9 protein-coding genes are annotated in these 21,352 nt (G+C 60.7%); 4 read left to right on the top strand and 5 right to left on the bottom strand.

The features are described 5' to 3' along the window. Positions 1–122: 122 nt before the first annotated feature. The 3 genes from HXW87_RS11460 to recQ all read right to left on the bottom strand — a co-directional run bounded on the left by HXW87_RS11460 (position 123) and on the right by recQ (position 4,723). On the bottom strand, positions 123–1,898 hold the full coding sequence (locus tag HXW87_RS11460; protein WP_239778932.1) for a FimV/HubP family polar landmark protein: 1,776 nt from the start codon (positions 1,896–1,898) through the stop codon (positions 123–125). A gap of 127 nt (positions 1,899–2,025) precedes the next feature. Further along, complete coding sequence (locus HXW87_RS11455) at positions 2,026–2,460, bottom strand: MarR family transcriptional regulator (RefSeq protein ID WP_016984207.1); 435 nt, start codon at positions 2,458–2,460, stop codon at positions 2,026–2,028. A 133-nt stretch (positions 2,461–2,593) separates the two neighbouring features. Further along, positions 2,594–4,723, bottom strand: coding sequence for a DNA helicase RecQ (gene recQ / locus HXW87_RS11450; RefSeq protein WP_047292421.1), 2,130 nt, complete (start codon positions 4,721–4,723; stop codon positions 2,594–2,596). 387 nt (positions 4,724–5,110) lie between these two features. Here recQ and HXW87_RS11445 point away from each other — a divergent pair, with 387 nt between their 5' ends. The 3 genes from HXW87_RS11445 (at position 5,111) to HXW87_RS11435 (ending at position 9,125) form a co-directional block, all read left to right on the top strand. Beyond that, the gene (locus tag HXW87_RS11445; protein WP_025110580.1) at positions 5,111–5,698 is read left to right on the top strand and encodes a YecA family protein; all 588 of its coding nucleotides are present in this window, start codon (positions 5,111–5,113) and stop codon (positions 5,696–5,698) included. A 10-nt stretch (positions 5,699–5,708) separates the two neighbouring features. Next, complete coding sequence (locus HXW87_RS11440; RefSeq protein WP_182404101.1) at positions 5,709–6,104, top strand: YbaN family protein; 396 nt, start codon at positions 5,709–5,711, stop codon at positions 6,102–6,104. Positions 6,105–6,308: 204 nt separating this feature from the next. Then, entirely contained in the window at positions 6,309–9,125 is a 2,817-nt protein-coding gene (locus HXW87_RS11435) for a hypothetical protein (RefSeq protein WP_239778931.1), read from the top strand. A gap of 178 nt (positions 9,126–9,303) precedes the next feature. Here HXW87_RS11435 and HXW87_RS11430 read toward each other — a convergent pair whose 3' ends face one another. Then, positions 9,304–9,591, bottom strand: coding sequence for a type I secretion C-terminal target domain-containing protein (locus HXW87_RS11430; protein WP_217325477.1), 288 nt, complete (start codon positions 9,589–9,591; stop codon positions 9,304–9,306). Positions 9,592–9,980: 389 nt separating this feature from the next. On the opposite strand from HXW87_RS11430, the gene HXW87_RS11425 reads away from it, so the two are divergent. Next, positions 9,981–11,867 (top strand): hypothetical protein, encoded by a 1,887-nt coding sequence (locus HXW87_RS11425; RefSeq protein ID WP_239778930.1) that lies wholly within the window; start codon positions 9,981–9,983, stop codon positions 11,865–11,867. A 92-nt stretch (positions 11,868–11,959) separates the two neighbouring features. Here the strand turns inward: HXW87_RS11425 and HXW87_RS11420 are convergent, their stop codons facing one another. Then, complete coding sequence (locus tag HXW87_RS11420; protein WP_239778929.1) at positions 11,960–21,307, bottom strand: retention module-containing protein; 9,348 nt, start codon at positions 21,305–21,307, stop codon at positions 11,960–11,962. Positions 21,308–21,352 lie beyond the last annotated feature (45 nt).

Genomic DNA, 21,352 nt, shown 5'->3' with positions numbered 1-21,352 from the left:
TTGCCAGCCCTGAGGCCTTCGCGAGCAAGCTCGCTCCCACAATGGAGCGCATTCCAACTGTGGTAGCGAGCTTGCTCGCGAAGGTGAAAGTCCAGTCACTGCACAATTGCGGTGACTCAACATCAGCGAATACCCGCGAGTAACGTCCGCGCCGTTTGCTTGAGAGGCTCGTCCCCTTCCTTGAGCAACTCATTGAGCAGCGCAATGGCGCTGTCGATATCCCCGTCATCAATACAGGTTTGCGCCTGTTCAAGCTTCACCGAAGCGACAGCAGGTTCCGGCTCCTGCGGTGTCAGTGGCTCCAGCGCCAGTGATGGCGGCGGGTCACCAAATTCATTGAGAAAGTCATCATCCAGTGGCTGCGCGTCGGGTTCGGGAATCCACTCCAGCTCCGCCTCGTCACTCGCGGCGACCTCGGGCAACTCGAAGTCCACCGGCAGCACTTCAAGGCTTGAGTCCGACGCGGGGGCGCCCGCGGATGGCTGATCTGCGGCCGTCCGACTGTCTTCAAGATCCCAACTTGAAGCCATCGACAGCTCCCCCAGGTTCAATTCGAAATCGTCCTCAGGCGCCGGTGGTGCTGGCGCAATCGGTGCTGCAGCGATGACAGGCAACACCGGTGTGATCGCTGCAACACGGGTGAGCTTTGGATGACGCGCCCGGATCGCCTCCAGTTGCAGAGGATCGACTCCTGCCCGGCGCAATTGGTTTTCCTGTTGCTCGAAAGCGGCACTGTCGCCCTGACGTCCCAACACTTCAAGCAATTGCACGCCCAGATCGATGCGTTCCGGCTCTTTGTCCAAGGCATCGCGCAACAGCCCGACGGCCTCGTTCAGGCGTCCGTAGGCCAGGTAAATTCCCACCGCCTCCAGCACATCTCCCGCCGCCGGCTCTTCACGATGCTCGGGTGTTGCACCGAGGCCTATCGAGGGCGCAGTGGATCTGTCGTCCAGATCCGGCTCGTGACCGGTCGGGGCAAGCGCCAGCGGCGCTGCATTTTCGGCCAGTTGCCGGCGACGGCGCACGAACAGCCCGCCCGCCAGCAGGCCCAACAACAGCAGCAAGCCGCCGAACAGCGGCCAGTTGAGATCATTGTCCTCGACTGGCAGCGCGGCGGGTGCTGGCGCTGGGGTTGGCGGCGTAATCACCGGTGCCGGAGGCTTTTGCAATTCGGTCAAACGCGTTTGCAGATCACTGACCTGTTTTTTACCGTCGGCAATCTGCACATCCTGCGCCTGCAGTTTGACGTTGAGTTCGTCCACCGTCTTTTGCAGTTGCTGATTGAGCAATACGCTGGTCGCCAATTGCTCCGCGAGGGCATCGCTGGCGGGCGAAGCCGCCGCTGGAGATGTCGGCGCCGAGGACGGTGCATCGCGTTTGCCCTGGGCTGCCTGCGGCGCCGCAGTGGCAGGCTCGACGGCGGGAAATTCAGAGGATTGCGGATGGGGATCGGGTTCATCCGTGGCCGGTACGATACTGGGCGATCCAGGCGGATCGATCAGCACCGTGTACTCGCGCAGCAGGCGGCCATTGGGCTGATCGAGCTGCAGCAGAAAATTCAGAAAGGGTTCCTTGACCGGCTTGCGCGAGGTCACCCGGATCATCTGACGATTGCCATGCAGGATCGGGGTGAACTTGAGGTCATTGAGGAAGAACACCCGTTCCACCCCGGCCCGGCCGAATTCATCTGCCGAGGCCAGGCTGGCCGAGAGATCGCTGGCACTCAAGCCAGCGGCATCCACCAGCGCAATGTCGGCCTTGAATGGCTGATTGAGACCCGAGTGTACCGTGATGTCTCCCAGGCCCAGTGCCATCGACCAGGTCGAATAGCTGAAAACGCCAGCGACCAGCAGCCATTTGGCGCCACTGCGCAGTACCACGTGCCGACTTGCGTGCATGAGCATCCCTTAGATAAGCAAAACCGGTTTCTATGCATTCGCACATCCGGTACGAACACGATATTGCCCAGTAGTTCTTATAGTCTGCTCAGCGCGATCTCTCAAAAAACCGGCACGCGGTTATGCCTCAAGATTTTTCCAGGTTGCCCAGAATGTGCCCGTGAACCCGCATGCACACCTTCAAATCCGCCTCGTCGACGCCTTCGAACAATTCATGGCGCAGTTGCGTGGCAATGGTTTCGATTTGTTCGATCAGCGGCAGCGCAGGTGCGCAGAGCACGATTTTTTTCGCCCGGCGGTCTTCCATCACCGACTGGCGTTGCACCAGGCCCTGGCTTTCCAGACTGTCGAGCAAACGCGCGAGGGTCGGCCCCTCGACGCCGACACTTTGCGCCAGCTCGCGTTGGGTCGGCGCCTCTTCGAAACGCGCCAGATGCAGCAGCACCAGCCAGCGCGCCTGGGACAATCCCAGCCCCGCCAGTCGGCGATCCAGTTCGGCGCGCCAGCCACGGGACATCTGGGCCAATTGCATGCCAAAGCGGTGTTGATCGGTTAACGGCATAAAACACTCATGAGTAGACTGACAAATAGAGAAAAACTAATTATTAGTCAGCTAAGCATGACATTTGGCTATAGGCAAGAGCCGACCTGTACTGAATCGTTACAACTGCCTGACGGTTGGCGCAAACGCCCTCTTACATTTCAAACTCAGATTGCAACGCAGCCCTGACGCAGTAAAGAACGCCTTCCGGAACCCGACCGGCGAACAGCTCGGCCACTTCGGCGACCGACGGCAACTCGCCTTCGCCGTCGAGGAACGCATCCTGCACCTCGCCCATCAGTTCTTCAGGCAGGTCGAGCGCCTGCTCCAGCGACAATTGCTGCTTGCCAATGGCCTCGGCGAGCATGGTGTAGACGTTCTTTTCCGAGCACTGCAACTGCCCGGCGATCTGCATCGGGGTCATGCCGGCGCGGGCCAGCGTGATCAGTTCGTGGCGCACGTCGGCCACCGCTTTCGGCGCTTCGGCTTCGCCGCCAAGCACTTCGAGGAAGGCCTCGCCGTAACGCTCCAGCTTGCGCGCACCCACGCCGCTGACCCGCGCCATGTCGGCCAGCGAGGTTGGCTGGCTGCGGAGCATTTCCAGCAGCGTCGAGTCGGGGAAGATGACGTACGGTGGCACACCATGCTCTTCGGCGAGTTTGCGCCGCAGCGCGCGCAGGGCTTCCCACTGTTCGCGCTCTTCGCCGCGCACCAGTTGGCTGGCCGGGCTCTTGCTGGCGGTCTTGGCGGTGACCTGCGGCTTGAGGTCGCGGCGCAGTTCCAGCGTCACCTCGCCCTTGAGCAATGGCCGACAGGTGTCGCTCAGGCGCAAACCGCCATAGCCCTCGTGATCGACGTCGGCCAGACCACGCGCCACCAACTGACGAAACAGCGAGCGCCATTCGCTTTCGCTCAGCGCCTTGCCGACGCCATACACCGACAGATGCTGATGACCGAAGCTGCGGACCTTTTCGTTATCCTTGCCCAGCAACACGTCCACCAGATGGCCGACGCCATAGCGCTGGCCGGTGCGATAGATCGCCGACAGCGCCTGACGCGCCGGCTCGGTGGCGTCCCAGGTCTGCACGCCGTCGACGCAGTTGTCGCAGTGGCCGCACGGCTCGGGCATGTCTTCGTCGAAATAGGCCAGCAGCGTCTGCCGGCGGCAGCGGGTTTCTTCGCAGAGCGAAAGCATGGCGTCGAGCTTGTGCTGCTCCAGGCGCTTGTGGCGCTCGTCGCCTTCGGAGTTCTGCAGCATCTGCTTGAGCATCACCACGTCTTGCAGACCGTAGGCCATCCACGCATCCGCCGGCAGGCCATCACGACCGCCGCGCCCGGTTTCTTGATAGTAGGCCTCAAGGGATTTGGGCAGGTCGAGGTGCGCGACGAAGCGCACGTTGGGCTTGTCGATGCCCATGCCGAACGCCACGGTGGCGACCATGATCAGGCCCTCCTCGTTGAGGAAGCGTTTCTGGTGGTAGGCGCGCAAATCGTTGGGCAGACCGGCGTGATACGGCAGCGCCGGGAAGCCCTGCTCGGTGAGGAACGCGGCGACTTCCTCGACCTTTTTGCGCGACAGGCAGTAGACGATGCCGGCATCGCTGCGGCGCTCGGCAAGGAACGCCAGCAACTGCTTGCGCGGCTGCTCCTTGGGCACGATGCGGTAGAAGATGTTCGGCCGGTCGAAACTCGACAGAAAGCGCTCGGCGTTCTGCAGGTGCAGGCGGGTGACGATTTCTTCGCGGGTGCGCTTGTCGGCCGTGGCGGTCAGGGCGATGCGCGGCACATCGGGGAACATTTCCGCCAACTGGCCCAGTTGCAGGTATTCCGGGCGGAAGTCATGACCCCACTGCGATACGCAATGCGCCTCGTCGATGGCAAACAGCGCAATGTTCAGCCCTTGCAGGAACGACAGCATGCGCGGCTGTACCAGACGTTCCGGCGCCAGATAGAGCATCTTCACTTCGCCACGCTTGATTCGCGCCGCCAGATCGCGCTGCTGTTCGGCGCTCAGCGTGGAGTTCAGTGCAGCAGCGGCCACGCCCAGCTCTTCGAGGGTGGCGACCTGATCGTCCATCAGGGCGATCAACGGCGACACCACCACCGCCAGGCCTTCGCGCAGTAGCGCCGGTACCTGGAAGCACAGGGATTTGCCGCCACCGGTAGGCATCAGCACCAGCGCATCACCGCCGCTGGCCACGCGCTCAATGATCGCACCCTGGCGGCCACGGAAACTGTCGTAGCCGAAGATGTCCTTGAGGACGCGTTGAGCCTGTTCGAGCATAAAAACTCCAAAAATCTACCGAAACATCCCTGCACAGGCTGGTTCAGGACAGCCAGGGCTGCTTAAACAAAACGTAAGAGCGCATTGCAATGACAGCCGCGCGACAAGCAGGGAGCGCAAAACGCGGCAGTATACCCGAGCCCTTCCCGACGAGGGGTGCCGCTGAGTAGAGTCATTCCTGCACCCCTCTGCAGGAGCTGCCGAAGGCTGCGATCTTTTGATCTTGATCTTGAAAAACAAAATCAAAGGATCGCAGCCTTCGGCAGCTCCTACAGGGATCCTCGGTGGATCTGCGGGCCGTGGCGGGCAAATCTGCCATGCGGCTGGCTTGAGCGCGCAAGAAGGCCTAGAATTCCCGCATTGTTTATTCCCCAAGGTAGCCCCGTAATGTCCTTCGCTGAGCAACTGACCCGCCTGCAAGTCTTCCTCGACGCCGACGAGCTGCACGAAGAGGCGCTGGATTACGTGGCCGCCCACGGTTACCTGACCGCCCTGTCGATCTGTGCAGAAGATGTACCGGAGCGTGAGTGGATCGACGCCCTGTTCGCCGAAGAGCCGCATTACAGCAGCGACGCGCAGCGCGAAGAGATCGAAGCCACGCTGATCGGCCTCAAGGCACACATCGCCCGCCAACTGGCATCCGACGAAGAATTCGAGCTGCCGTGCGATCTGGATCTGGGCGACGAGCCGGACGACTCCGAACTGCGCGGCTGGTGCATCGGTTTCATGGAAGGTGTGTTCCTGCGCGAAGCGGCCTGGTTCGAAACCGCTGAAGAAGAAGTCAGCGAAATGCTCCTGCCGATCATGGTCGGTTCGGGTCTGTTCGACGAGCAGCCAGAGTTCGAAGACATCGCCAAGGACGCCAACCTGATGGACGACATGATCGTGCAGATCCCGGAAGCCCTGACCGCGCTGTATTTGCTGTGCCAGGCCCCGGACGAAAAACCGGCGATCCTCAAGCCACGCCATCACTAAGATCCGGCCTATGGACAACCCCATAGGCAACCGCCCCCTGATGTTGCGCTACTTGCTGCTGGCCATCGGCTGGATCAGCGTGGTATTGGGGGTGATCGGGATTTTCCTGCCCGTGCTGCCCACCACTCCCTTCCTTCTGCTCGCAGCGGCCTGCTTCGCGCGCAGCTCTCCACGTTTCTATCAATGGCTGGTCGAGCATCCAAAGCTTGGGCCATGGATCCGCGACTACCTCGATGGCAATGGCATTCCGCTCAAGGGCAAGGTCTACGCGATCGGCCTGATGTGGGCGAGCATTCTGTTCTCGTGCTATCTGGTGCCACTGCCATGGGCGCGGGGGTTCATGCTGACCAGTGCGGTGCTGGTGACGGTCTATATCCTGCGGCAGAAAACCCTGCACAAACCTTGATTCCCACTGTAGGAGCTGCCGAAGGCTGCGATCTTTTGATCTTGTTGTTTAAAAATCAAAGATCGCAGCCTTCGGCAGCTTCTTCAGAGGGACGGCGTTCGCGCAGGATTTTGTTGTTTAGCCCGAAGCTCTGTGACCGCTCGTCTTAAACCTGCCCGCACCTGTCAGATCTGACAGTAGGCAGCCGCCTCCACCTGATGTGAGATGAGTCAGTTCCGTCTGGACAGACTTCTTTCACTCAAGGTACGCGCCATGGATATCCAGTCATCAACTCTGAATCAGTTATTCGTGTTGTACCCGTTGATCATCCAAGGCTCGATAACACCGGTCAAACCCGATGGCATCGCTGACGTGGGAGTGTCCAGAGCGCTTGTAACCGCCGATCCAAGGGGGCTTGAAGTATTGATTGACCCTTGGGTCGAACTGCAAATGCTTGCCTCGACCAAGGCCGCCCATGATCGAGTCGACGTCTACGTTGACGGCGAAAAAACCCCCGCGGGCAAGACCATTGCTCCAGGTGAAGAAAATCAACGCCTCTCGCTGTACATACCATCCGATTTTTTCAACCAAGGGGTCAATACGGTTAACTACGTCGTCACGCGCGTGGGTGGGAATGTTGAAGAATCAAGAAAATTAACGGTGCTGTACAACCTGCGTCCTTCGACGAGTCTGGTATTGACGATTCCACCCGACGTCGTCACCCATGGCGTGAGTGCCGATCGGGCTGCGCAGGGCGTTGTGTTCACGTTCACTTACACTAACCGCCGGTCATTTGATCGTATCGAGTTTAAGTTGGGCGATACCATTTTCAGATTCAACGTCCCGGATGCCCCGGCTCCGATCACCCTGACGCTGTTCACGGCAGACTTCGAAAAGGCAGGCGACGGCCCCGATGCGGTCGCCGAGTTCTACGTCATCGATCAGTTGGGCAATCGCGCACGATCTTCTGAACAAATCATAGACATACACCTCAGCCGCCTTGATCTGCGCGCCCCGACCGTCATCGGTCAGTCCGGCAACAACTTCAGCCCGACCCAGCCGCAAATCCGCGTGATGATCCCCACAGGCTTGTTGCCCAGCGACTTGGTTTTCGTGAATTGGACCGGTTCGACAGCCGCCGCAGACGGCTCCTACACCAGCCCGCAACGACTGGTCAGTGCCGGCCTGGAAATCGCGGTGCCGCGCTCAGTGCTGGCCTTCTCCCTGAACAGCCCCATCACCGTGGACTACACCGTTATCCGCAACGGCGTATCCACCACATCACCGCCGTTGAAACTGAACATTCTTCCGCTACCCGCATCGGCCCTGATTCCTCCAAAAATCATCGACGCCGACGCAAACAACGTGCTCGACGTCAATGCACTCGGCACTAAAGACGCGACCATCCACGGCTTGCTCTGGACGCTGATCGACGTCGGTCAGCACGTATGGCTGCGGCTGGAAGGCAAGAAAGCCGACGGCAGCGCGCACAACCTGACGGTCTGGAATGGCGGCGGCAATTACGTCAACGCGACGTGGCTGAACCAAGGGTTCTGGCCACGGACATTCGCCAACAGCTTCCTCAAGCAACTTGGCCACAATACCCCCCTGACCCTCCACTTCCTGGTAGCGCTGGATAAGAGCAACATCAAAGACAACGCGGTGGTGTTTCCACTTCGCACCTACACCATCCGATCGGTCGCCCTGGTGGCACCGACGATCACTTCGGTGAAGGACTTGAGCGGCTGGGAAATTCCCGACAACGGCTACACCGTGCATAAGGAAGTGACCGTCAGCGGCACGGCGCCCGCCGGTCAGGAGGTGGAGGTTTTCGTCGGCAGCCTTGCCAAAGGCAAGGCCAAGGCCGCAACGAACGGCGCATGGAGCCTCCGGCTCACCGGCCTCACGCAGGACGTGCCGCTCAGCATCAACGCCGTCGGCCAATATGCAACCAATCCGTCATCGAACGTGAGAAAACTCACCGTCGTGTACGGCCAAAGACCGGCCATTACCGCCGCGCATGACGCCAGCGGCGTTGTGATTGCCAATGGCGGCACGACCTCCGATACCAGCGTCACACTGTCGGGCACGGCCAATGCATTTCTTGAAGTCGAAATCTTCGATGGCACCACGTCCAAAGGCAAGGTCAAGGCAGACGGCAGTGGTAAATGGAGATTCACACTCACGGGTCTGACCCGAGCCAGTCACGGATTCACGGCAAAAGCGCTGTACGGGTCGAGTACTGTTTCGCCAGTGTGGACGGTGATCGTAGCGCAGGAGGTGGCGCCGACGATTACTTCGGTAAAAGGCACGATCAATACCAGCGAGATTGCCAACGGTGCGTCTACCTATGAGAAAAAAATCGTCTTGACCGGTGCAGCGAGCCCCAATGCGTTGGTCGAGATTTACGACGGCAGTGTCCGCAAGGGACAGATCAAGGTGAACGCTTCGGGAGTGTGGACGCAGACAGTTTCCGAACTCATCGCCGGCCTGCACAGTTTCACCGTAAAAGCCGTGTACGGCTCGGGCGCCGTTTCGGCGCAGAGGAAACTGACGGTGCAAGTCGTGCTTTCGGAGAACTTCGATAGTTATCCATCCCGAACCATAACGGTTGGCGGACAGATAACTTTGCCCAGCATGACAATTGCATTTTCCGGAGGAAGTGGAAGCCTCGGGATCACCGCTCTTTCGAGTATCAAGCCAACTCACGGAGGACCATTCAGCGCCATAGCCAACAGAAGTTCGGGGCAGATTCTTGAAATGCACGTGGACGCTTCGGGTACCTCGCAAGACATGCGCATAAACTTCAACTGGGGTTATTCCGCTGTCAGTTGCTATTGCAGGTTCGCCCAGTTCAGCGACATTTCAGTCTATTTTTACAACCAGACAAATCAGCAAATACAGCATGAATATCTTTTGAACCAGGCCGAGCCGCAATTGGTGTCATGCACGTCCAGTGAAAACAACATCTGGAGCATGCGGATCGTCACAAAAAGAATGGACCTGATCGCCTTTGACTTTTTCACCATGCAGCGACGGTAAAGATGGAGTGCAACCACGGGAGCAAGACGACTACCGCTCCCTGCCACTCGTCCAGAATGTTCACGGGTGGACAATCTGGCGGTGCAATTGCCCGATATCCAGGCTGTGATGTTTCAAACAGAAAAAACCCGCCGTCCCGATCAACCGGGGCGGCGGGTTTTGTCGTTTCAGACCCTGATCACACCGTGTCCACCTTCAACGAATGATCATTGAGCATGCCGCTGATGATCGTCGCCGTGTCGTGCCCACCCGCAACCACCCCGCCCGCCCCCGGGGTCACGCCGTAGTGGCTGGCGAGGTTGACGCCGGCCAGGTCGATGAAGTGCAGGTAGTCGTCGAGCGACGCGGTGGTGCCGTTTTCACCTTGCAGCAGTTGCGACAGGTCGAGCTTATCGGTGCCGGGGGGTGAAGTCGGTGATGGTGTCGTGGCCGCTGTTGCCCTTGAGGTACTGGAAGGTGTCCGCACCGCAAAAGGGGACGCATTTATTTTTCATCCCAACCCAAAGCCCGTGCTTTCCTTAATACCGGGAGTGCGGGTTTTGTCATTTCAACGCCTTCGAAATTAGCTAAACGTGTTCAAGGACATATCCGCAAAACCACACAACCTTGCGCCTTTAACTGCGCATTCGCCCGAATCCGCCGACTTGTGTTCCTTGGGGACGGGTTTTAGTCCTGTCAATGTGCCAGACGGGCTGGCATTGTCGGGCCGCCGCCCCGGAAGAAGCCGCTCTCACCAGCCAACCACTCGTCCTGAAACCCGTTCACCTGTCAGATCTGACAGGTGACGACCCTCTCCGCTCACGGTGTAATGAAGTCCTCCCGTAGAGGGTTCTCAACGCACGTCAGGAGAGCAGCATGAGCATAAATGTCAACTCGGCAGAGACTAACGCCTTGCTTAGGTTGTTCCCCATGGCCATTCCGGGAGCAGAGCAAAAGGTATTTCCGCCAGGGGTCTACCATCTCGGTATTCCCCTGAGCCTTCATTCACCGACCACCGCGCTGTTCATGGTGATCGACCCAGTCACGACACTGGCCACCACGCTGCAAGCAAATGACTCCGTTAGGTTGTGGGTCAACGGCCTGGCGACCTCTGTGATCAAGATCATAAAACCGGGCGAGGAGAACGACCCCATCGACATGGAACTGCCGTGGGGCGGGCTGGTGGATGGCGGCAACACCCTGTTTTATCGGGTAACCCGACCCAGCGGCAACTTCGACGATTCCACCCCGGTACTCAACGTGCTGTTCAACAACCCGGCCTCCGGCATCACGGCCAGCCATCCGGCCAGTGTAGCCCCGGGGCAGCCTGCCACGTTCACGTTAACTCGCAACTACCCACGCGAATATGACGTGGTGACGCTGACCGTGGGGAGGTGGAGCAAAACCATTCCCTACGCCCACCCTGCCAACCCGATCAGCTACACCCTGAGCAGTGCCGATCTGCAGCAGATCGGTGACGGCACCCATCCGGTAAGCGCTACGGTGGTCGATCAGTTGAGCAACAGCAATGTGTCACCGACGACGTCCATTGTGATCAACGCCAATCAGCGCGTCCTGAACCCGCCGATCATCGTGGAAGCCGAACCGGGCAAGACGCTTGACGTGGTGGCGCTGAAGGGCAAAGACGCCACGATTCACGGCCAGTCATGGACGGCCATCGCGTCGGGGCAGCAGGTGTGGCTCAAACTGACAGGCCGCAATCGTGCCGGGGTAGCCGTCACCTTGCAGATCTGGAATGGCGGTGCCAGCCGGGTGAATGCGACCTGGGTCAGCCAGGGTTTCTGGCCCAAGCCCTTGCCAGCCAGCTTTCTGTCCCAATTGGCGGACGGCTCCGGTTTGCTGATGGAGTTCTGGGTGTCGGAGGACAAGAGCGGAAACTTCGCGACGGCGACGAAGTTCCCGGACCAGGTTTACACCGTCCGGGCGATTGCGCCGGTGGCACCCACCATTACCTCGGTGAAAGCCGATTCCGCCACCGGCCCGGAAGTGCCCGATGGTGCTTCCACCACTGCCACGACGTTCGTGCTAACGGGCAAGGGAACGGCCAGTCAGACGATCGTACTGCGCGACAATGGTGCCGTGACAGCCAGCATCAACGTAGGCGCCACGGGTGACTGGAGCCATACGCTCTCCGGGCAGGAACTTGGCGACCATGCTTTTACAGTCGAGCCGGCTGATGCTTCGTTCCCGGCCTCCCAGGCGAGAACACTTTCACGGGTGCACGCGACCGACTTTCAGGACGACTCTTACAATGGCTGGGTCCCTTTCACAGGTGCCCGCTCCGGATTCATCCGCGTACATTCGGGCGTCAAGGCGTTCTTCAACTTCACGGACATAAACCCTGCTACAGGCTACGCGGGAGCCGTGTTCTACCAGGACTTCATACTGTCCCCCGGCACTTACATACTGAGCATGAAGGCGACTCACGTTCCCGATTCTCCTGCGCCCAATCTGGTCAATCCACTCCTGTCGATCTCCACCAGTTTGCCCAATGGCCCGCAAGTCGCCTATGAGTTACCGAAGAACGGGGTCTGGTATGACTTCTCGATGCCATTCACCGTCCCCGTTCGCCAGCTCATCAGGCTTTATATCGTCAATCATCAGGACTACGGCATCGGCAACGATTTCGGCATACGCGGTATCGGCCTGAAGAAACAGGGGGCAAGCTTGAGCGGGGTGATGGAATCGCTCAACACACTGCCGCCCTACACAGGTCTGTTGCCGAAAGTTGTATTGCCCTGAGCGAGGCGCGGCAAACGGAGGCTTCATTCGACAAGTGTAAAAACCCGCCGCTCCCCAACCGGAACGGCGGGTTTTGTCGTTTCAGACCTCAGTCAAACTGTATCCACCTTCAACGAATGATCATTGAGCATGCCGCTGATGATCGTCGCCGTGTCATGCCCGCCGGCCACCACGCCGCCCGCCCCCGGTGTCACGCCGTAGTGGCTGGCAAGGTTGACGCCGGCCAGGTCGATGGTCTGGTTCGGCGTGGCGCCGGCCAGGGCGCTGACGTCGATGCTGGTAAGCACCGACGCGCCGCTGCCGGTGACGGTGAAGTGCAGGTAGTCGTCCAGCGACGCGGTGGTGCCATTTTCACCTTGCAGCAGTTGTGACAGGTCGAGCTTGTCGGTGCCGGGGGTGAAGTCGGTGATGGTGTCGTGGCCAGTGTTGCCCTTGAGATACTGGAAGGTGTCCGCTCCCGCTCCACCGGTCAGGGTGTTGTTGCCCATGCCGCCGATCAGCAGGTCATCGCCACCACCACCGTTGAGGATGTCGTTGCCCAGCCCGCCGTTGATCACGTTGTTATTGTTGTCGCCGGTCAGGGTGTCGTTGAAGTTCGAGCCGACCAGGTTTTCGATGTTGCTGATCGTGTCAGTGCCGGCGCCGATGGTGTTTTGCGCACCGAGCAGGCCGAGGTTGACCGTAACCCCGGCGGTGGCGTGGGCATAGCTGACCGTGTCGATGCCGGTGCCGCCGTCGAGAATGTCGTTGCCCGGGCCGCTGTAGAGCAAGTCGTTGCCCGCACCGCCGTGCATCTCGTTGTTGCCGGACCCGGCGGTCAGTACGTCGTTGCCGTCACCGCCATTGAGGAGGTTGTTGCCGCTGCCCGCCACCAGAATGTCATCCCCGGCAGTGCCGGTGAGGGTGTGGCCATCCTGATAAGTGATGCTGACGCTGGCCGTGTCGCTGCCGCCATGGTTGTCGTTGGCGGTGTAGGTGCCGTTGAAGTCCGGCGTCACGTCGTGGGCGCCGGCGTAATTGACTGTCATGGTCAGTTGATAGTTTTCCGCTGCATTCGGGTTGCCGCCGCTGGTGTTGCTGATGTTGGTCACGTGGATCTGGTAGGTACCATCGGCGTTGGCGGTGATGGTGTCGCCGTCGGCGATGCTGACGAACGCGCCGCCGTTGACCGAGTACTCCATGGTGACGTGGCCAGCCGCGAGGTTGTGATCCAGGTTGAGGGTTTCGCCCTGCTTCAGTTTGACGGTGATCAGGTCTTCATCGTTGGCATTGGCGTTGGTCACCGCACCGAGGTAACCACTGACCACCAGCACCGCGGTCATCGCGGCGGTGTTCGCCGCGAACGCGTTACGCACGTCGGCGAGGTTCTGGTTGGCCGCTGTGTTGCTGGTGCCGTTGAACGTGATCGCGCCGGTACCGGTGAAGTCCGCGCCCTTGGCCACCCACCCGGTGTTGAAGCTGGTTGGCGAGGCGTTGAGCGTGTCGCCATCCGGGTCGGTGTCGTTGGCCAGCAACAGTTCGCCCGGCACCGTGACGCTGCTCGACAGCACGTTGGTGATGACGTGGTCGTCCACCGCCACCGGTGGCGAATTGGGGATCACTTTCACGGTCAGCGTCGAGCTGGCGAGGTCGCCGTCATTGTCGCTGAGGGTGAAACCGATGTTCTCGGTGATCACCGTGGTCGTGGTTTTCTGCGAGGTGTAGCTGTAGTCGCCGGTATCGAGGTTGATCACCAGCGTGCCGCTGTTGTTGGTAGCAATGCTGATCGTGTTGTTCACGGTGTTGAACGTGCCGTGGTTGGTGCCGCCGCTTGCGGTCAGCGAACCCTGACCGCTGTTGGCGCGCGGGTCATAGGTGTAGGTGGTGCCGTCGACCACGATGGATTTGATGAAGCCGCCATCGGCGCCGAACGTACCGCCCTCGCCTAGCAGCGAGCCAGTGACCGGCGCGCCTTCGACAGTGCCCGACAGCACCGAGTTGAGCTGATTGAGATCGGTGACCACCACCGCGTTGGTGTTGGTGTGGCTGATGCCGTCATAGGCCAGCGGATCGAGGTTGGCGTTGCTCACGCCGCTGCCCAGGCCGATCGCATAGTTCTTGATGTTGTTGGCATCGAGGAAGTTTTTCAGCGCGGTCTCGTCGGCGGTGCCGATTTCCTGGCCGGTGGTCGGTTTGCCGTCGGAGAAGAAGTAACCGACGTTCTGCGCCCCGGTGAGTTTGCCCGAAGTATTGAAGGCGGTTTGCATCATCGCAACCGCCGCATCGTAGTTGGTGCCGCCGCCCGCCGTGAGGCCGGCGAGAATCGATTTGGCGGTCGCTACGTCAACCCACACCGAGGTCCTGTCGGTGGCGCTGCTGCTGAAGGTGACGAGCTGCACCTTGACGTCGCCGAGGTCGTCATATTTGTCGAGCAAGGCACTGATCGCCTGTTTCGCCAGATCCAGCCGCGACAGGCCCGGCACGCCGGACGGGTCGACCATGCTGCCGGAAATATCGAGGACGATCAGCAGATTGGAATCGATCTCCACCGCCGCCACCGAGCGATCCGACGCCACGGCTTTGGGCACGTCATCGACGATGTTGACCACGAGGGTGCTGGTGGTGCTGTTGCCCAGCGCATCGGTGGCTTTGTAGGTGAAACTTTCGCTCAGGGTGTTGGCGCCGTCGTTGGCGTTCGGCGTGGTTTTCGGCGCCGAGGTCAGGGTGTAGGTGTAACTACCGTCGGCGTTGAGCTGGATCTGCCCGTAAGTGCCGGTGGCGCTGCCGACCAGGGTGTAGGTGAGCGCCCCGCTGCCGCCGCTGACCGCACCGACCAGCGTACCGGTGGCGGTTTCGCCAGTGTTGCTCGGGTCGCTGCCGGTGACCGTGCCGGGCGCCAGGTCCTGGCCGTCCTTGGTCAGGTCAAGGGCCTTTTCGAAGACCGTCACGTCCTGATCGACCGATGCAATCAGTTTGCTGTCGGCGACGTTGATGGTGAGGGTGGTGGTGCTTTCATCGCCATCACCGTCGCGGATGGTGTAGGTGAACGTGTCGGTGGCGCCCGGTGGGCTCACCGAGTTGGGGTTGCTGTGGTAAACGGCGTTACCCGCCGCGTCCAGCGTCAGGTAGCCGTAAGTGCCGTTGATGTTGCTGTTGAGGCCGCCGATCACCGAGCTTGAGGTGTCGCCGCCGGCGCGCACACCGACCACAGCACCACCCGCCGCTGCGCCGTCCGCACCGGTGACATCATTGCCCAACACGCTGACATTCACCGTACCGCCCTCCACCACCGAGCCGGTGTCGGCCTTGGCGGTCGGCAGGTCATCGATGATGTTGACGTTGATCTGGCCGCTGGCGGTGCTGCCGTCGATGTCAGTCGCGACCACGTTGAAGTTTTCGGTGAGGCTGTTGGCGCCGTTGCCGGTCGGGTGATTTTCGTTATCCACCAGGGTGTAGCTGTAACTGACCACGCCGGTCGCCGGGTTGTAACCGGTGACGGTGAACGTACTGCCCAGCGGCGACACCACCGATTGCGGGAAGCCTGCGGCGACCCCGTTGGTCACGACGGCAATGCCACCGACAGTGAGGGTTTGCAGGCCATCCAGGGCCGTGACGGTGAACGTACCGCTCTGTGTCAGCGCCGGGGTGTCAGGGCTGGTGCCGTCACTGAGGTTTTTCTCGTAGACGGTGAGTTCGCCTCCATTGACGTCGAGGCCGTTGAGCACCACCGGATCGTCGTTGTTGTGGATGTTCAGCACCAGGTTGGCGGTGCTGGTATCGCCGTCGGCATCGGTGAGCGTGTAGGTGAATGTCTCGGTGCCGTTTCCACCGCCGTGCAGCGCCTTGAAAGCGGCGTCAGCCGGGTTAAGCGTGTAGGTGTAAGTGCCGTTGGCATTGAGCACCAGCGTGCCGTAAGTCCCGGTGAACGTACCGGCAGTGATCGGCCCGGCATTCGGTCCGATGGCGACCACGTCCGCGCCTTGCACGTCGTTAGTCAGCACGTTGCCGGTCAGGGTCAGCTGGGTTTCCGAGGCACTGGTGGCGTTGCTGTCGTTGAGGGCTTTGGGCACGTCATCGACGATGCTGACGACGATGGTGCTGGTGACCACATTGCCCAGCGAATCGGTGGCCTGATAGGTGAAAGTTTCAGTCAGGGTATTGGCCCCGTCGTCGGCATGCGGTGTGGTGGTCGCGGGCGAGGTCAGGGTGTAGGTGTAAGTGCCGTTGGGGTTGAGCACGATCTGCCCGTAGTTGCCGGTGGCACTGCCGACCAGCGCATAGCTGATGGCGCCGACCGCACCGGTGACCGAACCGACCAGTGTGCCGGAGGCGGTTTCGCCCGTATTGGTCGGGTCGCTGCCGGTGACCGTACCCGGGGCCAGATCGGCGCCGTCCTTGGTCAGGTCGAGGGCTTTTTCGTAGACGGTGACATCGGTGTCGCTGGTCGCATACAGCTTGCTGTTGGCGACATCGATGGTGATGGTGGTGGTGCTTTCATCGCCATCGGAATCGCGCACGGTGTAGGTGAACACATCCACCGCACCGGGGCCGTTCACGGCATTGGGGTTGCTGTGATAGACCGCGTTGCCGTTGGCGTCCAGCGTCAGGTAACCGTAGGTGCCATTGATGTTGCTGTTGAGGCCGCCAATGGCCGAGGTCGAGGTGTCGGAGCCGGCGCGCACACCGACCACCGCGCCGGTCACCGCCGGGCCGTCGGCGCCGCCGATGTCATTGTCGAGCACGTTGCCGCTGACGGTGCCGCCCTCCGCCACCGAGGCGGAATCGGCGTGCGCGCTCGGCAGATCATCAATGATGTTGACGTTGATCTGGCCGCTGGCGGTGCTGCCGTCAGTGTCAGTCGCCGCCACGTTGAAGTTCTCGGTGATGCTGTTGGCGCCATTGCCGTTCGGATGGGTTTCGTTATCGACCAGGGTGTAGCTGTAGCTGACCACGCCGGTCGCCGGGTTGTAGCCGGTGATGGTCAGCGTGCTGCCCAACGGCGTGACGGTTGATTGCGGGAAACCTGCGGCCACACCACCGGTGACGACGTTGATGCCGCCCACGGTCAGGGTTTGCAGACCGTCGAGCGCGGTCACGGTGAAGGTACCGCTCTGAGTCAGCGCCGATGCATCGGGACTGGTGCCGTCGCTGAGGTTTTTCTCATAGACCGTGAGTTCGCCACCATTCACGTCGAGACCGTTGAGGATCACCGGATCGTCGTTGTTGTGGATCTGCAGGACGAGGTTGGCGGTGCTGGTATCGCCGTCGGAATCAGTGAGGGTGTAGGTGAAATTTTCGGTGCCGTTGCCGCCACCGTGCAGGTTTTTGAAGTCGGCGTCGTTGGTGTTCAGTGTGTAGGTGTAAGTGCCGTCAGTGTGCAGTTCCAGCGTGCCGTAGGTACCGGTAAAAGTCCCGGCAGTCACTGGGCCGGTCGGCACGCGGTCGGCGCCCTGGACGTCGTTGGTCAGGACATTGCCGGTCAGGATCAACTGGCTTTCCGAGGCGGTGCTGGTGTTGCTGTCATCCACGGCTTTAGGCAGATCGTCGACCACATTGACGTCGAGGGTCGCGTTGGCGGTGGTGCCGTTGTCATCCACCACCGTTACGGCAAATTGCTCAGGCAAGGTATTGGCACCGTTGCCGGTTGGATGCGCATCGTTGTGATCGAGGGTGTAGCTGTAGCTGACGACACCGGTTGCTGCGTTGAAACCGGTGATGGTCAACGTGCTGCCCAACGGTGTAGTCACCGATTGCGGGAAGCCAGCAGCCACACCATTAGTCACCACAGCAATGCCGCCGACGGTCAGCGTGGTGACGCCATCCAGAGCGGTGATGGTGAACGTGCCGCTTTGGGTCAGTGCCGAGGAATCCGGCGCGCTGCCGTCGCTGAGGTTTTTCTCGTAGACCGTGAGTTCGCCACCGTTTACGTCCAGGCCGCTGATGACCACCGGATCGTCGTTGTTGTGGATCTGCAGCACCAGATTCGCCGTACTGGTATCGCCGTCAGAATCGGTGATGGTGTAGGTGAACGTTTCGGTGCCATTGCCGCCACCGTGCAGGTTTTTGAAGTCGGCATCGGTCGGGTTGAGCGTGTAGGTGTAGGTACCGTCGGTGTGCAGCTCCAGAGTGCCGTAGGTGCCGGTGAAGGTACCGGCGGTGACGGGGCCGGTCGGTACGCGGTCAGCGCCTTGAACGTCGTTGGTGAGGACGTTGCCGGTGAGAGTCAGATTGGTTTCTGACGCGGTGTTGGCGTTGGAATCGTTCACCGCTTTGGGCAGGTCATCGATCACGTTCACATCGAGGGTTGCATTGGCAGTCGTACCGTTGTCGTCCACCACGGTGACGGCGAATTGCTCGGGCAGGTTGTTGGCGCCGTTGGCGGTTGGGTGGGCTTCGTTATCGACCAGGGTGTAGCTGTAGCTGACAACTCCGGTCGTTGCGTTGAAACCAGTGACGGTCAGCGTGCTGCCCAACGGAGTAGTGACCGATTGCGGGAAGCCTGCGGCCACACCATTGGTGACGACGGCGATGCCGCCGACGGTCAGCGTGGTGACGCCGTCCAGAGCGGTAATCGTGAAGGTGCCGCTTTGAGTCAGTGCATTGGCGTCCGGCGCGCTGCCGGTGCTGAGGTTTTTCTCGTAGACCGTCAGTTCGCCGCCCTCGGCGTTCAAGCCATTGATCAGCACTGGATCGTCGTTGTTGTGGATCTGCAGCACCAGATTCGCCGTGCTGGTATCGCCGTCAGAATCGGTGATGGTGTAGGTGAACGTCTCGGTGCCGTTGCCGCCGCCGTGCAGGTTTTTGAAGTCGGCATCGGTCGGATTGAGCGTGTAGGTGTAAGTGCCGTCGGTGTGCAGTTCCAGGGTGCCATAGGTGCCGGTGAAGGTACCGGCGGTGACGGGGCCGGTGGGTACGCGGTCGGCGCCTTGTACATCGTTGGTCAGGACGTTGCCAGTCAGGGTCAGATTGGTTTCTGATGCGGTGTTGGCGTTGGAATCGTTCACCGCTTTGGGCAGGTCGTCGATCACGTTCACATCGAGGGTTGCATTCGCAGTGGTGCCGTTGTCATCGACCACGGTGACGGCGAATTGCTCGGGCAGATTGTTGGCGCCGTTGGCGATTGGGTGGGCGTCGTTGTGGTCGAGGGTGTAGCTGTAACTCACCACCCCCGTAGTCGCGTTGAAACCGGTGATGGTCAGCGTGCTGCCTAACGGAGTAGTGACCGATTGCGGGAAGCCGGCGGCCACACCGTTGGTGACCACGGCGATACCACCGACAGTCAGGCTCGTTACACCGTCCTGCGCAGTGATGGTGAAGGTGCCGCTTTGGGTCAGTGCATTAGCGTCCGGCGCGCTGCCGGTGCTGAGGTTTTTCTCGTAAACCGTCAGCTCGCCACCGTTTACATCCAGGCCGCTGATGACCACCGGATCGTCGTTGTTGTGGATCTGCAGCACCAGATTCGCCGTGCTGGTGTCACCGTCCGAGTCGGTGATGGTGTAGGTGAAGGTTTCGGTGCCGTTACCGCCGCCGTGCAGGTTTTTGAAGTCGGTATCGGTCGGGTTGAGCGTGTAGGTGTAAGTGCCGTCGGTGTGCAGTTCGAGGGTGCCATAAGTGCCAGTGAAGGTACCGGCAGTGACGGGGCCGGTGGGCACCCGATCGGCACCTTGCACGTCGTTGGTCAGCACGTTGCCGGTCAGCGTGAGCGTGGTTTCCGAGGCCGTGCCCGTGTTGCTGTCATCGACCGCTTTGGGCAGGTCATCGATCACGTTCACATCGAGGGTTGCATTGGCAGTGGTGCCGTTGTCGTCCACGACGGTGACGGCGAATTGCTCAGGCAGGTTGTTGGCGCCGTTGGCGATTGGGTGGGCGTCGTTGTGATCGAGGGTGTAGCTGTAGCTGACCACACCGGTAGCTGCGTTGAAACCAGTGATGGTCAACGTGCTGCCGAGCGGTGTCGTCACCGATTGCGGGAAGCCAGCAGCCACACCATTAGTCACCACAGCAATACCACCCACGGTCAGTGTGGTGACGCCGTCCAACGCGGTAATCGTGAACGTGCCGCTTTGAGTCAGTGCGTTAGCGTCCGGCGCGCTGCCGGTGCTGAGGTTTTTCTCGTAAACCGTCAGCTCGCCGCCCTCGGCGTTCAGGCCATTGATCAGCACCGGATCGTCGTTGTTGTGAATCTGCAAAACCAGATTCGCAGTGCTGGTATCGCCGTCCGAGTCGGTGATGGTGTAGGTAAACGTCTCTGTGCCGTTGCCGCCACCGTGCAGCGCTTTGAAATCAGCGTCGCTGGTGTTCAGGGTGTAGGTGTACGTGCCATTGGCATTCAACACCAGCGTACCGAAAGTGCCGGTGAAGGTGCCGGCAGTCACAGGCCCGGTGGGCACGCGATCGGCACCTTGCACGTCGTTGCTCAGCACGTTGCCGGTGAGGGTCAGCAGGGTTTCCGAGGCGGTATTGGCGTTGCTGTCGCTCACCGCTCTGGGCACGTCGTCGATGATGTTGACGTCGAGCGAGCCGGTAGCGCTGTCGCCATTGCTGTCACCGGCGGTCACGGTGAAATGTTCGCTGAGGCTGTTGGCGCCGTCACCGGCCGGATGGGCGTCATTGCCGTTGAGGGTGTAGCTGTAACTGACGACCCCGGTCGCAGCGTTGTAACCGGTGATGGTCAGGGTGTTGCCCAGTTGCGTGGTGATCGACTGCGGGAAACCCGCCGCCACGCCGCCACTGATCACGCTGATCCCGCCAATGTTCAGACTGCTCAAGCCGTCCGGCGCCGACACCGTGAAGCTGCCGCTCTGAGTCAGCGCGCCGGGGTTGGCCGAGGAGCCATCGGGCAGGTTGGCTTCGTTGAGGGTCAGCTCGCCCCCCGGCACCGCGAGGCCGCTGAGCGTCACCGGATTGTTGACCGGCGGCGGCACGATCGGCGTGTTGTCGCCACGGTCGATGACTGCGTTATGCCGCTCTTCGGGAAACTCGGGAATGCCATTGAAACCGGCGGTCGGGAAGCCGATGACCGGATCCACTCGTCCACCGACTTCAGTCAGCAACACAAAGCTGTGACCACCGCCCGCCTCGCCCGGCACGCCAGTCGGCGCATTCGGGCCCGCAGCGGTGGCTTCAGCGGCTTTGGTCGGGTCTTCGCCGGCAGCGATGGCTTTCTGAATCTGCTCGACATCGGTCAGTTGCGCTTCGCTCGGCATCAGCGCTTCAGGGGAATCAATGTGCACCGCCTGATTGGCCAGCAGTTGCCCGGACAGGGTCATGCTGCTGTCGCGACCCAGGGTCAGTTCGTGGCCATTTTGCAAATGAATGGCGACAGCGCCTTCTGCGCCGGTGATCACTTGATCGCCGGCAAACAAGCGGTCGCCCTCGACCAAAGCGCGGCGAGTGCCGTCGGTGCCTTGAGCAAACACCTGACCAATGACTTTAGTGACGATCCCGATGAGCGTTGCCATGTGAAACTCCTCCGCTGCCGAACACCGTCGGCACTGGTTCGCGAA

Origin of the sequence: Pseudomonas sp. Y5-11 (assembly GCF_022368695.1) — a bacterium.
In the GTDB taxonomy this organism is placed as follows: Bacteria; Pseudomonadota; Gammaproteobacteria; order Pseudomonadales; family Pseudomonadaceae; genus Aquipseudomonas; species Aquipseudomonas parakoreensis.
This window is presented reverse-complemented; position numbering and strand designations above follow the sequence as displayed.

Excerpts from the sequence above, each read along its gene's own strand:
- HXW87_RS11460 (WP_239778932.1), bottom strand. The coding sequence starts at position 1,898 with ATGCACGCAAGTCGGCACGTGGTACTGCGCAGTGGCGCCAAATGGCTG.
- HXW87_RS11455 (WP_016984207.1), bottom strand. The coding sequence starts at position 2,460 with ATGCCGTTAACCGATCAACACCGCTTTGGCATGCAATTGGCCCAGATG.
- recQ (WP_047292421.1), bottom strand. The coding sequence starts at position 4,723 with ATGCTCGAACAGGCTCAACGCGTCCTCAAGGACATCTTCGGCTACGAC.
- HXW87_RS11445 (WP_025110580.1), top strand. The coding sequence starts at position 5,111 with ATGTCCTTCGCTGAGCAACTGACCCGCCTGCAAGTCTTCCTCGACGCC.
- HXW87_RS11440 (WP_182404101.1), top strand. The coding sequence starts at position 5,709 with ATGGACAACCCCATAGGCAACCGCCCCCTGATGTTGCGCTACTTGCTG.
- HXW87_RS11435 (WP_239778931.1), top strand. The coding sequence starts at position 6,309 with ATGAGTCAGTTCCGTCTGGACAGACTTCTTTCACTCAAGGTACGCGCC.
- HXW87_RS11425 (WP_239778930.1), top strand. The coding sequence starts at position 9,981 with ATGAGCATAAATGTCAACTCGGCAGAGACTAACGCCTTGCTTAGGTTG.
- HXW87_RS11420 (WP_239778929.1), bottom strand. The coding sequence starts at position 21,307 with ATGGCAACGCTCATCGGGATCGTCACTAAAGTCATTGGTCAGGTGTTT.